The sequence below is a fragment of the Megasphaera stantonii genome (assembly GCF_025567065.1).
In the GTDB taxonomy this organism is placed as follows: domain Bacteria; phylum Bacillota; class Negativicutes; order Veillonellales; family Megasphaeraceae; genus Megasphaera; species Megasphaera stantonii.
On the sequence record NZ_JAOQKD010000001.1, the window covers coordinates 205294 to 219153 of the forward strand.

Annotated in this window: 13 protein-coding genes; 11 read left to right on the forward strand and 2 right to left on the reverse strand. The window is 51.0% G+C overall.

All coding sequences use genetic code 11. From position 1 onward, the window contains the following. Positions 1–170 precede the first annotated feature (170 nt). The 11 genes from OCV58_RS00920 to hpf all read left to right on the forward strand — a co-directional run bounded on the left by OCV58_RS00920 (position 171) and on the right by hpf (position 11118). On the forward strand, positions 171–1145 hold the full coding sequence (locus OCV58_RS00920; RefSeq protein ID WP_267312734.1) for a glycosyltransferase family 2 protein: 975 nt from the start codon (positions 171–173) through the stop codon (positions 1143–1145). Positions 1146–1206: 61 nt separating this feature from the next. Then, positions 1207–1995: a C40 family peptidase gene (locus OCV58_RS00925; protein WP_154876611.1), complete on the forward strand. Its 789-nt coding sequence runs from the start codon at positions 1207–1209 to the stop codon at positions 1993–1995. 192 nt (positions 1996–2187) lie between these two features. Then, positions 2188–4788 carry an alanine--tRNA ligase gene (alaS, locus tag OCV58_RS00930; RefSeq protein WP_267312749.1) on the forward strand — a complete coding sequence of 867 codons (2601 nt, stop codon included), beginning with the start codon at positions 2188–2190 and terminating at the stop codon, positions 4786–4788. 40 nt (positions 4789–4828) lie between these two features. Beyond that, positions 4829–5089: an IreB family regulatory phosphoprotein gene (locus OCV58_RS00935; protein WP_087477163.1), complete on the forward strand. Its 261-nt coding sequence runs from the start codon at positions 4829–4831 to the stop codon at positions 5087–5089. 7 nt (positions 5090–5096) lie between these two features. After that, a complete protein-coding gene (gene ruvX / locus OCV58_RS00940) occupies positions 5097–5513 on the forward strand; it encodes a Holliday junction resolvase RuvX (protein ID WP_087477162.1) in 417 nt (138 codons plus the stop codon). Between the two features lies 1 nt (position 5514). Beyond that, a complete protein-coding gene (locus OCV58_RS00945) occupies positions 5515–5784 on the forward strand; it encodes a DUF1292 domain-containing protein (protein ID WP_087477161.1) in 270 nt (89 codons plus the stop codon). 73 nt (positions 5785–5857) lie between these two features. Further along, a complete protein-coding gene (locus OCV58_RS00950; protein WP_154876613.1) occupies positions 5858–6754 on the forward strand; it encodes a LysR family transcriptional regulator in 897 nt (298 codons plus the stop codon). 105 nt (positions 6755–6859) lie between these two features. Then, positions 6860–8065, forward strand: coding sequence for an MFS transporter (locus tag OCV58_RS00955; RefSeq protein ID WP_154876614.1), 1206 nt, complete (start codon positions 6860–6862; stop codon positions 8063–8065). A 423-nt stretch (positions 8066–8488) separates the two neighbouring features. Next, the gene (locus OCV58_RS00960) at positions 8489–8863 is read left to right on the forward strand and encodes a desulfoferrodoxin family protein (RefSeq protein ID WP_154876615.1); all 375 of its coding nucleotides are present in this window, start codon (positions 8489–8491) and stop codon (positions 8861–8863) included. 134 nt (positions 8864–8997) lie between these two features. Beyond that, positions 8998–10413, forward strand: coding sequence for an aldehyde dehydrogenase family protein (locus OCV58_RS00965; RefSeq protein ID WP_154876616.1), 1416 nt, complete (start codon positions 8998–9000; stop codon positions 10411–10413). 180 nt (positions 10414–10593) lie between these two features. Beyond that, positions 10594–11118, forward strand: coding sequence for a ribosome hibernation-promoting factor, HPF/YfiA family (gene hpf / locus OCV58_RS00970; protein WP_087477156.1), 525 nt, complete (start codon positions 10594–10596; stop codon positions 11116–11118). Between the two features lie 79 nt (positions 11119–11197). Here the strand turns inward: hpf and OCV58_RS00975 are convergent, their stop codons facing one another. After that, complete coding sequence (locus OCV58_RS00975; protein ID WP_087477155.1) at positions 11198–12067, reverse strand: ribonuclease H1 domain-containing protein; 870 nt, start codon at positions 12065–12067, stop codon at positions 11198–11200. A gap of 481 nt (positions 12068–12548) precedes the next feature. After that, entirely contained in the window at positions 12549–13667 is a 1119-nt protein-coding gene (locus tag OCV58_RS00980) for a tyrosine-type recombinase/integrase (protein WP_107195863.1), read from the reverse strand. Positions 13668–13860 lie beyond the last annotated feature (193 nt).

Sequence of the window (13860 nt, forward strand, 5' to 3'; positions counted from 1 at the left end):
AAAAACGGGGGCGTTTTTGCTATAATAAATTAGATAAAGCAGCTGTTCATCAGATGAAAAATTAAAAAACGTATGCAGCATATCGCAACCGGTAATTCGTAAACGGCAGATTACCGGTTCTATACTTTGTAAGTTTTGGCAGTACGTTGGTAGGGATGGTATAGTTAACGATGAGCCTTTTTGAGGGGAAAGCCCGGAAGCTCCTGTCCATTGTCGTTCCTGTATACAATGAACAATTAAACATTGAGAAGTTTTATACAGAAGCGACAAAGGCAGTTCAGAATCTGGACATGGAATATGAAATTATATTTGTCGACGACGGATCCAGGGATGCGACGCCGCTGCTGCTCAGCCGGCTGACCCAGCAGGACGAGCACGTGCGTGCGCTTTTGCTGGCCCGTAATTTTGGTCATCAGCTGGCCATTACCTGCGGCATGGACCACGCCAGAGGCGATGCTATCGTCACGATGGACGGCGACCTGCAGCACCCGCCGGAAATGATTCCCCAGCTGGTTCAGTATTGGCGGGAAGGCTACGACGTCGTGCAGACGATACGCAAGGACACGAAGGGCGTAGGCTTTCTCAAGCGGCAAACGTCCAAGTGGTATTACCGCCTGCTGAACGCCTTGTCTCCGGTGCACATCGCGCCGGGCGGCTCCGATTTCCGCCTCATCGACAAGCGCGTGCTGGCGACGTTTAAGTTGTTTCGGGAGCACGACCGGTTTATCCGGGGAATGATCGGTGATATCGGCTACAAGCAGAAGACCGTCGACTTTGTAGCGCCGCCGCGGTTTGCCGGAAAATCAAAATTTTCCGTGCGGAAAATGCTGCACTTTGCCTTAGACGGCATCATGGCCTATTCGAAGATACCGCTGCGCATATCCTTTTACGCCGGCTTGGTCAGCGCCTTTTTGAGCGTCCTTATCATACTGCACGCCCTGTATTCCAGCGCCGTCGGCTCGGCTGCGCCGGGATGGACGACAGTCATCGTCGTCATCTGCATCTTAGGAGCCCTTCAGCTCATGTTCATCGGCATCGTAGGCGAATATATAGGCCGTATTTTTGAAGAAGTAAAGCAGCGTCCCCTCTATTGGCTGCGGGCTGAGCTGGGCGGACGCGGCGAACTGGAGGAACGCAACCGATAGTAGTCGAATCCTCACGGGGTACGGAACGGCCGGGCCGTTTCGGAGACGGAAAGGAGCTTGTATGCGAAACGAAATAAAACGGATATGGATGTTGGCCGCCGTGCTGGCTGCCATGGCTCTTCCTGTCGGAGCCGCCGATTATTACGCCGTAGGCGATAAGGGCGGCGAAGTGCTGCTTCTTCAGAAGCAGCTGATCAAGCGGGGCTACGACGTCGAAGCCGACGGCGTATTTTCCAAGGATATGGCCAAAGCCGTATCTAAATTCCAGAAGGATCAGAAAATACAGGTCAGCGGCAAGGTCGGCGGCTGGACGTACTATCTTCTGACGGGCAAACGGACTCTTATGCCGAAGGACAGCGGCTCCAAAGCCGTGCAGAAGCCGGCAAAGAGCAAGAAGAAACCTGTCAAAAAGGCCAAGGCTAAAAAGGCCGACAAGACGTCCAAGCTGAAGTATACGAAGCTGAAAAGCCTCAAGGGCTCCGACCACATCGGCCATCAGCTCGTCGATTCGGCGTACCAGTACATCGGCGTGCCCTATGTGTTCGGCGGCAATACGCCTAAGGGCTTCGATTGCTCCGGCTTTACGAAATACGTCTTTTCCCACAACGGCATCGAATTGCCGCGCATGGCTGACGAGCAGTACCGCATGGGGTTCCGCGTGCGGAAAAACGAGCTCATACCGGGCGATTTGGTTTTCTTTACGACATATGAGCCGGGCGTGTCCCACACGGGTATTTACGTCGGCGACGGCAACTTCATCAGCGCGACGAGCAGCGGCGGTATCCGCGTAGACAGCCTGAAAAGCGGCTACTGGTCCGAACGCTATATCGGCGCCAAACGGGTCAGATAAATAGAATACGATGGCTAGCAAGAGGCCCTTCCTCCGGCGGCGTCCCAGGAGCGGCTTCTGCTAGCCATTCCTTATAATGAAAAATTTGTAAAAATAAGTGAAAAATATAAGGGAAAAGGTTGCCCAACGAGGGCAAATAAGCGTATAATTTTTCCATATGAAGAATACAGGAGAGTGTTGTTGATGAAATACATGACGGGTAATGAAATCCGCAAAGCCTATTTGGAATTTTTCAAAAGCAAGGAGCATTTGATTCTGCATAGTTTTCCCCTGATTCCCCAGGATGACCCGAGCCTGCTGCTCATCGGCGCCGGCATGGCTCCGCTGAAGCCGTATTTTACGGGCAAGCTCGTACCGCCGTCCTACCGGGTCACGACGAGCCAGAAGTGCATCCGCACCGGCGACATCGACAACGTCGGCCGCACGGCCCGTCACCATACGTTTTTTGAAATGCTGGGGAACTTCTCCTTCGGCAACTACTTCAAAAAAGAAGCCATCGCCTGGGCGTGGGAATTCCTGACGGAAGTCCTCGAGCTGGACAAGGACAAGCTGTACGTTACAATTTATCCAAACGACGACGAAGCCTACGATTACTGGCATAACATGATCGGCCTGTCGGACGAACGCATCTTCAAATTTGAAGACAACTTCTGGGAAATCGGCGAAGGCCCCTGCGGACCGGACAGCGAAATTTTCTACGACCTGGGACCGGAACGGGGCTGCGGCCAGCCGACCTGCACCGTAGGCTGCGACTGCGACCGCTATCTGGAAATCTGGAACCTCGTATTTACCCAGTTTGACCGCACCAAGGACGGCGAATACGTGCCGCTGGCTAAGAAAAACATTGATACAGGTGCCGGCCTGGAACGGTTGGCTTCGGTTATCCAGCAGAAGGAATCGAACTTTGAAACGGATTTGATTTTCCCGATTATTGAAGACGTCATCGCCCTCTGCCACGGCGATTACAACGACCCTCATCAGAAAGTGGCCATGAAGGTTATTGCCGACCACATCCGGGCGATTACGGTCATGATCAGCGACGGCATCCTGCCGTCCAACGAAGGCCGCGGCTACGTCCTGCGCCGTATCTTGCGCCGCGCCGTCCGCTTCGGCCGCCTGCTGGGAATTAAAGAATTGTTCCTCAGCGGCCTCGTCGACACGGTGATCGGCATCCTCGGCGAAGAATACCCCGAACTGAAAGAACATGAAGAATTAATCAAAAAAGTTATCGATACGGAAGAAACGCAGTTCAGCGCTACGCTGGCCCAGGGGACGGAACTCCTCGACCAGCTCATGGCCGCTGCCGGCCCGGCGAAGGAACTGGACGGCAAGGACGTATTCAAGCTGTACGACACGTACGGATTCCCTGTCGAGCTGACTGAAGAAATTGCCAGTGAAAACGGCATTACCATCGACCATGCCGGCTTCGACGCCGCCATGAAGGAACAGCAGGAACGGGCCCGCGCCGCCCGCGAAGACGTGTCGGCGAAAGTGGCTACGCCCGATACGACGAGACTGGATCAGAGCAAGCTGGTCAACGACCCGACGGCCATTGAAGCGACTGTCGTCATGCTGGGCAAGGAAGGCGTAGAAGTGGCGAGAGCCTGCGACGGCGAAGAAGTGACGGTCATCATCGATAACAATCCCTTCCATCCCGAAGGAGGCGGCCAGCTCGGCGATACGGGCATGCTGGAAGGAAAAGAAGGCAAGGCCGTCGTAACGGACGCCAGAGCCTTGCCGAACGGCCTGGTATACCTCGTGGCGACCGTTCAGGAAGGGGCCCTGTGCCTCGGCGATATGGTCGACGTCAAGGTAGATAAGGACCGCAACCTGGCTATGGCCCGCAACCATACGGCGACCCATCTCCTGCAGGCCGCGCTGCGCAAGGTACTGGGCAACCATGTCAACCAGGCCGGCTCCCTCGTTACGCCGGACCGCCTGCGCTTCGACTTCACTCATTTCTCGCCCGTTACGGCAGACGAACTGGCCGAAGTGGAAGCCTTGGTCAACGAAGAAATTTTGGCGAACGTACGCGTCGATATAGAAGAAATGCCCATTACCAAGGCCAAGGAAAAGGGCGCTATGGCCCTCTTCGGCGAAAAATACGGCGACGTCGTCCGCGTCGTATCGGTCGACGATTTCAGCTGCGAATTGTGCGGCGGATCCCATGTGCCGTCGACGGCCGTCATCGGCACCTTCCGCATCTTGTCGGAATCCGGCACGGGCACGGGCGTACGGCGTATCGAAGCCGTTACCGGCGCGGCTGCGTTGCAGAAAGCGCAGCATGACGCGGCGGAACTGCGCCTCGTCGCCGACATGCTGAAAGCCAAGGTCGACGCGGTTCCCGATAAAGTAACCCAGGTTTTGGCGCAGCTGAAAGCGGCGGAAAAAGAACTGCAGCAGCTCAAGAAGGAAGCGGCTATGTCCGATATGGACGATATGCTGGCCGCTAAGGAAGACGTCAACGGCGTATCCGTCGTAGCGGCGGAAGCCCAGGCCGATTCTATGGACAGCCTGCGCGAGCTGGCCGATACGATCATGGACAAAGTCGGCAGCGGCGTCGTCCTTCTCGGAGCAGTTCATGACGGCAAGGTCAACTTCGTGTGCAAGGTCGCTAAAGCCGATACGAAGAAGGGCCTCCATGCCGGCAAGATCATTAAGGCGGCGGCTCAGGCAGCCGGCGGCAACGGCGGCGGTCGTCCTGATATGGCTCAGGCCGGCGGCAAGGCTCCGGAAAAATTGGCTGAAGCCCTGAAGGCTGGTAAAGCTGCCGTCAGCGAATTGATTGGATAAAAAGTATTTACATACGCAATGTCGTAAAGGATGTGATTCTATGGCAATCAGCGACGAAACGATGATCGTCAGGAATAGAAACGAAGAACAGACTGTCGCTTCTATGATTTTAGAAGATGTGTATCACGCATTGGAAGAAAAAGGATATAACCCCGTAAACCAAATCGTAGGATATTTGCTGTCCGGCGACCCGACGTATATTACGAGCCACAACAACGCCCGCAGCAACATCCGGCGCATCGAACGGGACGAACTCATTGAAGAACTGGTCCGTTCGTACGTAAAGCATCGCGGCTTATAGGAGGAACATGCGGATTTTAGGATTAGACGTCGGCTCTAAGACCATCGGCGTAGCCTGCAGCGACGCCTTGCTCATTACGGCGCAGGGCGTCGAGACGATACGGCGCGTTTCCAAGAAAAAGGACTTCCAGCGGCTGAAAGAGCTGGTCGCCGAAAAGGAAGTACACCGCATCGTCGTAGGCCGTCCCCGTCATATGAACGGCGACTACAGCGAAAATATTGATAAGATCGAGCACTTTGTAGATGAACTCAAAAAGGTCATGCCAGATATGGACTTTGTCTATTGGGATGAACGCCTAACGACCGTCATGGCCGAACACGTGCTGATGGAAGGCAATGTACGGCGGGAAAAGAGAAAACAGTTCGTCGATAAAATGGCGGCTGTTCTCATATTACAAAATTATTTAGACGCTCAAGGAGGATAACATGACAGAAGAAATGGAAGAAGTAATGGTCATTACGATTACCAGTCCCGATGGTGAAGAAAAAGATTTTCAGGAAGTAGACGCAGTCGAAATCGACGGCAAAATCTTTTCGCTGCTCCTTGAAATCTGCGAAAACGAAGACGAAGCGGAAGCTATCATCGCCCGCGTCGACGAAGAAGACGGCGAACCCGTTTACGTAGAACCGACGGAAGAAGAATTTGAAGCGGCCAGCAAGGCTTTTGAAGAATTGGCTGCTGAAGACGAAGAATAAGAACAGGTATATAGTAGCATAGAAAGAGGCATGCCGCGGCATGCCTCTTTCTGTACGTACGACAGGAGACGTTATGGCTGAATTACCAAGTATGCAGCAATTAAAAAATTTTATTATATATGGAAAATACGGCAATTTTACATCTGCGGCCAACGCTGCCAACATTACGCAGTCGGCGTTCAGCGCGCAGATTAAAAAGCTGGAAGACGTCGTCGGCGTCCGTCTGATCGCCCGGTCGAACCGCGGCAGCCATTTGACGAAAGCCGGCGAACTATTATTTCAGCGGCTGGAGCCCATATTGGACGAATTAGAGGGTTGCTTAGACGAAGTGCGTTCTATGGACGGCAGAGCCCAGCCTCTTTCCATCGGCATCATGCTGTCGCTGGGCGATATTCATATGAACCGCCATTTAGCCTATTTTCAGCAGCACTACAGCGGGGCCTCCTTTCAGGTATATAATTTGGAAGCGCAGGAATTGCTGCAGAAGCTCCGAAACGACGAGCTCGACATTATATCCTTATTTCGCCTGCCTTCTATGGATATCGACGGCTATGAGCAAGTCTGCTTCTGTAAGGAAACCCTCGTGTACTACGCGCCTCATATCGTCGTTTCCGGAGGGGTTGCGACGGCCGATTTCATCGCTTCGCAGCCTCTGGCCCAATATTCGCCGCAGTACGTCATGAACGAATATTTAAATCACTTTTTATCGGCTCATACGTCCTTGCCGCTGCAAACGCAGGCTTGGTTTTCTACGCCCTATGCAATGATGAATTATTGCCAGGCTAACCGCATCGGCGCGCTGCTGCCGGAACGTTTTTTAAAAGCCCTGGGCGTCGTTGGCGGCTGGTACGACGTAGACCCGCCTATCGTTTTGCCTTGCTACTTGCTGTACAAGCGGAGCAATCCCAGGTACGAGGCCATTCAGGTCTTCGTCGACTATATGAGGAGGACGTATCACGTGCCGTCGTGACATCGCCGTTTTTTATGACAAACATCGTTTTTTTCTGTTATACAAACCATACGCGAAGGAGTACAATTCTCCTTGAATTCAAGTAAAGGAGTTGTATGTAGACGTATGGAACAGAAATCGCTATGGAATAAAGATTTCCTGTTGGATACGGGAATTAATTTCGTCGTGTATTTGATTTATTATTTGCTCATGGTCATTATCGCCGTCGTGGCGAAAGATCAGCTGAATGCGTCGCTTAGCGAAGCCGGGCTGGCGTCGGGCATCTTTATCGTCGGCACGCTGCTGGCGCGCCTGCAGTTCGGCAAGGCCATCGAGTTGTATACGCGCCGCCGCACCTTGTATGGAGGAATTTTATTTTACCTGATTACGACATTATTATACTTTTATATTCCGAATTTGACCGTCATGTATATCATCCGCCTGCTGAACGGCTTGGCTTACGGTATTGTCTCGACGGCTACCAACACGATTATTTCCGCCTGTATCCCGGCAGATAAACGGGGCGAAGGCATCAATTATTACGGCTTGAGCACCAGCCTGGCCGCGGCTATCGGGCCGTTTTTGGGCATGTTCCTCATGCTGATTACGGACTTCCGCTTTATCATTGGCCTCTGCACGGTCTTAGTCATTGCCTGTGCCGTCGGCTGCGTCTTCCTCCACGTAGACGAAATCGAACTGAGCGAGGAAGAACGGGCGTATATGAAAGCCATATCTGTCGATAATTACGTGGAACGCCGCGTCATGACGATTTCCTTTATCGGATTCCTCATGGGCTTCGCCTATTCCAGCGTACTGACGTTTTTGGCTTCCTATGCCAGAGAAATTCACCTCGTACAGGCTGGCACGTTCTTCTTCGTCGTGTACGCCGTCGTCATTACGGTGACGAGGCCGCTGACGGGCATTATCTTCGACCGGAAGGGAGAAAATTACGTCCTCTATCCGTGCTATCTCTGCCTGGCCGCCGGATTGTTTCTGCTGTATGCGACAGGTACGGCATGGCAGCTTCTCCTGGCCGGCGTTTTCGTCGGGCTGGGATACGGGACGTTTATGTCGAACGGACAGGCCGTATGTATTAAATTGACGCCGCCTCACCGCGTCAGCGTGGCCTTGTCGACGTATTTCGTCGCCTTGGATCTGGGCCTTGGCGTAGGGCCGTACGTCTTGGGGATGCTGCACCGCATGCTTACGTTCCCCCAGTTATACGCCGTAGCCGGCGTCATCGCCATCGTCTGCTTTTTCTTATACTATGGCCTGTACGGACGTCGAAGCGTGAAAGCCGTCCGCGTTGTTCCGGCAACGGCGCAGAAATAATTGGTTTTATAGTAAATGTTAGGGTAACGACAGGTGTCATATATCTGCCGTTGCCTTATTTTTTTCAAAAAGAGTGGACATACGACGTGTCCTACTGTTCTAATTAACGTGACTAAGCCCTAATAGAAATGAAAATATCCCGTGTTCTATTCTTATCAGATTGAAATGAGTTTTTTTAGGGAAGCGTGCCGGTACTGATATTGGCGTTGCTTTATATATTTTTCGCTTTTATACAGTAAAGTTTCTCCGTAATTATTTTACCATAACATGCTGTATTCATTAGAAAATAATAAAAAATAATCGTTATTTATTATTGACTTTTCCACTGAAATGGTATACAATAAGACCATAGCAAGAGATAATAATTATTAGATAGAAAGAAATTTTAAAATTATTTTACGCATAGATGAAGGAGATTTCACCATGAAACATGTAGAATTTTACCGCAATGAAAAAGATAATTCCATTTTAGCAGTCGTAGGCGTTCAGGCTGAACAGGAAATCGTCGTAGACGGTCAGAAATTGGTTCGCTTAGTCGCCGATTCTGTAGACGCTGCCAAAGAAAAACACGTACCGGCCGTACGGAAGGAAGACGGCCGCCTGGTAGTAGAAGTCGGCTCGGTAACGCATCCGATGGAAGAAAAGCATTACATCGAATGGATTGCCCTGGTATCGGATGCATCCGTCGATATCCGCTATCTGAATCCCGGCGAAGCGCCGAAGGCCGAATTTGAAGGAACTTCCGGCGTCGTATACGCATACTGCAACCTCCACGGGTTATGGAAAACGGAAGTATAATTTGCAAATATTCCATATAGGCAGAGGCAATGGTTTCTGCCGATAAACGAAACGAGGCGCTGCCACATGAAGGAAATCCTGTTCTTCGTGCGGCAGTTTTGGCATACGTATGAGAGAAAATCGAGGTGAACCTTATGAATTTTAAAATGCTGTACATAGACGGAGCGTGGACTCCCAGCGCGTCGGGAGCTTATATCGATGTAGAAAATCCGGCGAATAAAGAGCGATTTGCCTGCGTGCCTGAAGGAAACGACGCCGACGTAGACAAAGCGGCGAAGGCTGCGGCAGCGGCCCTTCCGGCCTGGGCGGCGACGCCTCTATCGGAACGGATGGAGTACATGAAGAAGATGCTGACGTATTTTAAAGAGATGGAGCCGCAGCTGACAGACTGCATTGTCAAGGAATTGGGAGCTCCCGTGTCCTTTGCCGCGGCCAGCCACGTCCGATACCAATACGTGCGCACCCAGTCGTATATCGACTTGGCGGCTGGCCTTCCCTTGGTGGAAACCCTGCCCCAGTCGACGGTATACCGGGAGCCCGTCGGCGTCGTCGGCTGTATTACGCCGTGGAATTATCCCTTGGGGCAGATTATCCAGAAGGTCGTCCCGGCGATTCTCGTAGGCAATACGGTTGTGCTGAAGCCGAGTCAGCATACGCCCTTAGCCGCCTATTATCTGACAGAGGCTTTTCATAAGGCCGGATTCCCCAAAGGCGTGTTCAACCTCGTAACCGGCCGGGGCAGTCAAATCGGAAACGCCATGTGCGACCATCCCCTGATTAACATGATATCCTTTACGGGCTCGACGGAAGCCGGCGTCGGCGTAGCCCGCAGGGCGTTGGCGACGATGAAGCGCATCAGCATGGAGTTGGGCGGCAAGTCGCCCTGCGTTATTTTGAAAGGCGCAGACTACGAAGGGGCGGCGCGCATGTGCCTCGATTCCATCTTTCTCAATTCGGGGCAGACCTGCACGGCCTTGTCGCGCCTCGTCGTCCCGAAAGACGATAAAGAGACTGTCGAACGGCTGCTGCTGCAGCTGCTTCCGGAATACGTCGTCGGCGATCCAACCGACCCGGCCGTAAAGGTAGGCCCCGTCGCGTCAGAGCATCAATTCCAGACGGTATGCTCCTATATCCAGAAGGGAATCGACGAAGGTGCGGCCCTGCTGGCAGGCGGATTGCCGCCGGCTCCGGAGAAGGGATATTATGTCTATCCGACGATTTTTACCGATGTGACGAACGACATGACCATTGCCCGCGAAGAAATCTTCGGCCCCGTCCTCTGTGTCCTTACGTATGACACGGAAGAAGAGGCCGCAGCCATTGCCAACGACACGCCGTACGGCCTGAACGCCGCCGTCTGGGGGCCGAAAGAGCAGGCTGTCGCGACGGCGCGGCGTATCCGGTCGGGCAACGTCTATATCAACGACGGGCCGCGCGATGTGACAGCGCCCTTCGGCGGCTTTAAGCACAGCGGCATTGGCCGCGAAGGCGGGATGGACGGCATGCTTGAATTCACGGAGCCTCAGGCTTTATTTGACTGCGGGTCGTGAGCCGGAAAGGCTGAAGCGCTTCTGTCCCTTGCGGGCCTTAGGTTTTCTGCAAAATAATTAAAATCACAAGAAGGATTTCCTATATCCCTGTGGAATATTATATATATAAGGGAAGCAACCATGAGGTAGGAAAGCCATATCGTATCTGATGGACTTCCCGACGGAAAGGAAGGGATTTTTATGGCAACAACTGTTAGAGGCAAGAACTTAGAAATTACGCAAGCTCTGAAAGACTATGTATTGAAACGCGAAAAGAAAGTGACGAAATATTTCGACAACGAAGTAAACGTACAAGCAATGCTTTCCGTTGAAAAAGACCGTAAGATTGCAGAAATTACCTTGAAAGTAGACGGCGTCGTCCTCCGCGGCGTCGAAGCGAACGACGATATGTATGCCGCTATCGATTTGGTATACGACAAGATGGTTCGCCAAATCCATAAATATAAAACGAAATTGGCTCGCCGCATGAAGGGCTCGTCCTTCAACGCCGCCTTGGTAGAAGGGCCGGCGGAACCGGAAGAAACCTTTGAAATCGCCAGAACGAAGAAATTTGCCGCCCGCCCGATGGACGTCGAAGAAGCTATTTTGCAGATGAACCTCGTAGGCCACGACTTCTTCGTATTCCTAAACTCCAAGACCGATACGATCAGCGTCGTATACAAACGGAAACACGGCAAATACGGCTTGATTGAACCGGAACTCTAAGAGCCATGCTTGACTGATACAGATATACGATACGCCCGCTTTTGCCTTTTCAGAAGCAAGAGCGGGCGTTTTGTCTGCCTTAGGGATTGGCGTGGAACAGCTGGAACAGGGCGTTTTCGTCGTCCAGCATGGCCTGGAAGCAGTAGAGCGTCGCCGCCGCGTCGGCCAGGCTGTCGTGCCACTGGGTTTCTCCGTAGCCGTAGTGGGCGGCGCAGTCCTTCAGCTTGGCGTAGGAGCGCACGGGCTGATGCTCCGAATGGATGAAGGAATAGGCTTCGCCGGCGTCGAGTATTGGCAGGGCCGGCGGAAATGCGACGCCGGCCTGCTGCAGCATGCGCACGTCCTGCATCGTATTGTAGCCTACGATAAGCTGGGCCTGGGCAAACAGCTTGCTGAACAGCGGGGCGTAGCTGCTGAAGGAAGGGGCGTCCTGTACGCGTTCCGGCGTGATGTGGTGAATGGGTACCGTATCGTCCCATTCCGTTTGGTGTTCCGGCTTGAAATATTGGTTGTATATGACGGCGTTCCGGCCGTTGATGATGGAAACCTGCAGAATTTCGCCGTCGGAGGAAAGGTCGGTCATTTCGACGTCGACGGCGTAGATGCGGCTGGCGTCGAGGGTACGGATGAAGTCCTTGACTTGAGAGGATAAAGACCTGCGGCGGGCCAGCTCTTTTTTCTGCCGCCTTTCGAGGGGATACTCGCCGGGCTTGGCGAACAGTTCCCGATAGAGCCAGCGCCGGGCCTGCTTATAGTATTTGAAGCTTTTGGAGCGGGCGCCCTTAAAGCCTTGCGTAGCCCTTTCGTATTTGGCGAAATCCGTAAAGATACCGATGCGCCGGCCTCTGCTGACGGCGTAGTACCGCGTCGGATTCTGAACGTCCGGGTCCGGCTTGACCCAGCGGGACGCGCGTATATATCGTTTTTTGTCCCTCGTATCGTAATCCATGGCTTCCTCCTCTTTTCATTTTGAAAAACTGTTCTTATTGTACTGGAAAAGCGGAAAAGTAGCAAATGTTATTATTCATGCCGACGAGATAGTTTGGTATTGCTATGGGAAATATTAAAAATAATGGGCCCTTTCTTTAATTTATAATGGATTCGCGACGTATATTTCGTATATATTAAAATAAAATTCCAGCATACGGAAAAGGCCGGCGCATAGAGAAAAGGCGGCCTTTTATATAGAGTGAAAATGTATTATAATATATAAGTACTATACTGTTAAAATGCGAGTTTCTATGGTAAAATATAAAACTATGCCATAATACGGAGAATGTAGCTAAATAGCCGCTCCATTAAGCCATTCTTATTCTGATAATCCCCGAAAATCTAACGATAAGCACTTATAAGCACTAAGATTAGCTTTAGTTAACTAAAGTGACCTGCATTGCCCAGGTTAGAAATCCTTTAGTTTGCGAAAGGTGATTTTAGTCTATGATGGTGTCCATAATGCGACTAGCTTCTTCATCCATAGATGGCATGAAGTTGAAATATAGGTCGAGTGTCACTTTAATATCCTTGTGTCCCAGTCGCCGACTTACAACTTTAATATTTGCATTATGCATAATTAGCTGTGTCGCATGAAAATGGCGCAAGTCGTGCATGGAGAAGTGTTCAGGCATATTTACCTCTCTAAAGATATTTTTTAGATTTGTAGTGACACCCCTAGAATAGTGTGTACCTGTAGCAGGTGAGGTGAACACGTACTGGGATTTGTGTGGAACATCTTTCAATACCGCTAATAGCTTATCGCTGACATATATTGTCCGATAGCTTGTTTCTGTTTTTAAAGGAGCATCGCTATTCCCTCTATCCGTGATTTGATTATTGATCGTAATAGTCTTTTTATCGAAATCTACACAAGGCCATTTAAGCCCTAACAGCTCACCTCTACGCATTCCTGTGTAGATGGCTGTGTACACCATGGGGTATAAGTTTGGTCTTTTTTCTTTCATATATGTCAACAATTCCTGCATCTTTTCTACTGTAGGCAAGGTCATAAGTGCCTTCCTATTTTTAGGGGGCAACGTTATGTCTGTTTTATCTAGTGGGTTAACAGCAAGTATGTCTCGTTTTACTGCTTGTTTAAACATATAGCTCATTCGGGACTTTATGCCTCGTAAAGTAGATCCAGAAAGCTTATTTTGCCATAATAAATCACAGATAAGAGTTTCGCACATGTGAGGTGTTATGTCCTTCATCCTGCTGTCTCCTAGACGGGGTAATAGGTATTTCTCGTCTATATTATTGTAGGTGTTCTTTGTGTTCTCCGTCAGACCAGCTTCTTGTAATGCTGCCATCTTTTTTGAGAACTCACGATATGTTTCGGTGCTAAGCTGAGCTTGTATTTCTGCTTGTGTCATCACCCCATATTGCGCCTTTACATAAGCTGCTTTATCAAATAGTTCCTTTTTCGTAGCTGCGGTGATGGATTTACGTTTCTGTTTACCATCTAATCCTTTTCCAATGGTAATTGTCATCTTGTATTTTCCATTGGATAGTTGTGTGATGCTGCCTTCACCTTTGTTCCGTCTTTTAGTTGCCATGTTATCACCATCCTAAGTTGAAAATTTTAAAAAATTTGTGAGTGGGTATATATGGAATTGGATTCGTGCGTGTTCCCCCGTAGGGGTGCCTGCATTGAATCATATTAACTGCCAGCTGACCATATGTCACTCATTGCGAACATTTTGCATACCATACGATACATCAAGCTACATATGCCATAATCTTTTGATA

Coding starts and splice junctions, on each gene's coding strand:
- OCV58_RS00980 (WP_107195863.1), bottom strand. CDS start 13,667: ATGGCAACTAAAAGACGGAACAAAGGTGAAGGCAGCATCACACAACTA.
- OCV58_RS00925 (WP_154876611.1), top strand. CDS start 1,207: ATGCGAAACGAAATAAAACGGATATGGATGTTGGCCGCCGTGCTGGCT.
- ruvX (WP_087477162.1), top strand. CDS start 5,097: ATGCGGATTTTAGGATTAGACGTCGGCTCTAAGACCATCGGCGTAGCC.
- OCV58_RS00965 (WP_154876616.1), top strand. CDS start 8,998: ATGAATTTTAAAATGCTGTACATAGACGGAGCGTGGACTCCCAGCGCG.
- OCV58_RS00945 (WP_087477161.1), top strand. CDS start 5,515: ATGACAGAAGAAATGGAAGAAGTAATGGTCATTACGATTACCAGTCCC.
- OCV58_RS00950 (WP_154876613.1), top strand. CDS start 5,858: ATGGCTGAATTACCAAGTATGCAGCAATTAAAAAATTTTATTATATAT.
- OCV58_RS00975 (WP_087477155.1), bottom strand. CDS start 12,067: ATGGATTACGATACGAGGGACAAAAAACGATATATACGCGCGTCCCGC.
- OCV58_RS00935 (WP_087477163.1), top strand. CDS start 4,829: ATGGCAATCAGCGACGAAACGATGATCGTCAGGAATAGAAACGAAGAA.
- OCV58_RS00955 (WP_154876614.1), top strand. CDS start 6,860: ATGGAACAGAAATCGCTATGGAATAAAGATTTCCTGTTGGATACGGGA.
- OCV58_RS00960 (WP_154876615.1), top strand. CDS start 8,489: ATGAAACATGTAGAATTTTACCGCAATGAAAAAGATAATTCCATTTTA.
- hpf (WP_087477156.1), top strand. CDS start 10,594: ATGGCAACAACTGTTAGAGGCAAGAACTTAGAAATTACGCAAGCTCTG.
- OCV58_RS00920 (WP_267312734.1), top strand. CDS start 171: ATGAGCCTTTTTGAGGGGAAAGCCCGGAAGCTCCTGTCCATTGTCGTT.
- alaS (WP_267312749.1), top strand. CDS start 2,188: ATGACGGGTAATGAAATCCGCAAAGCCTATTTGGAATTTTTCAAAAGC.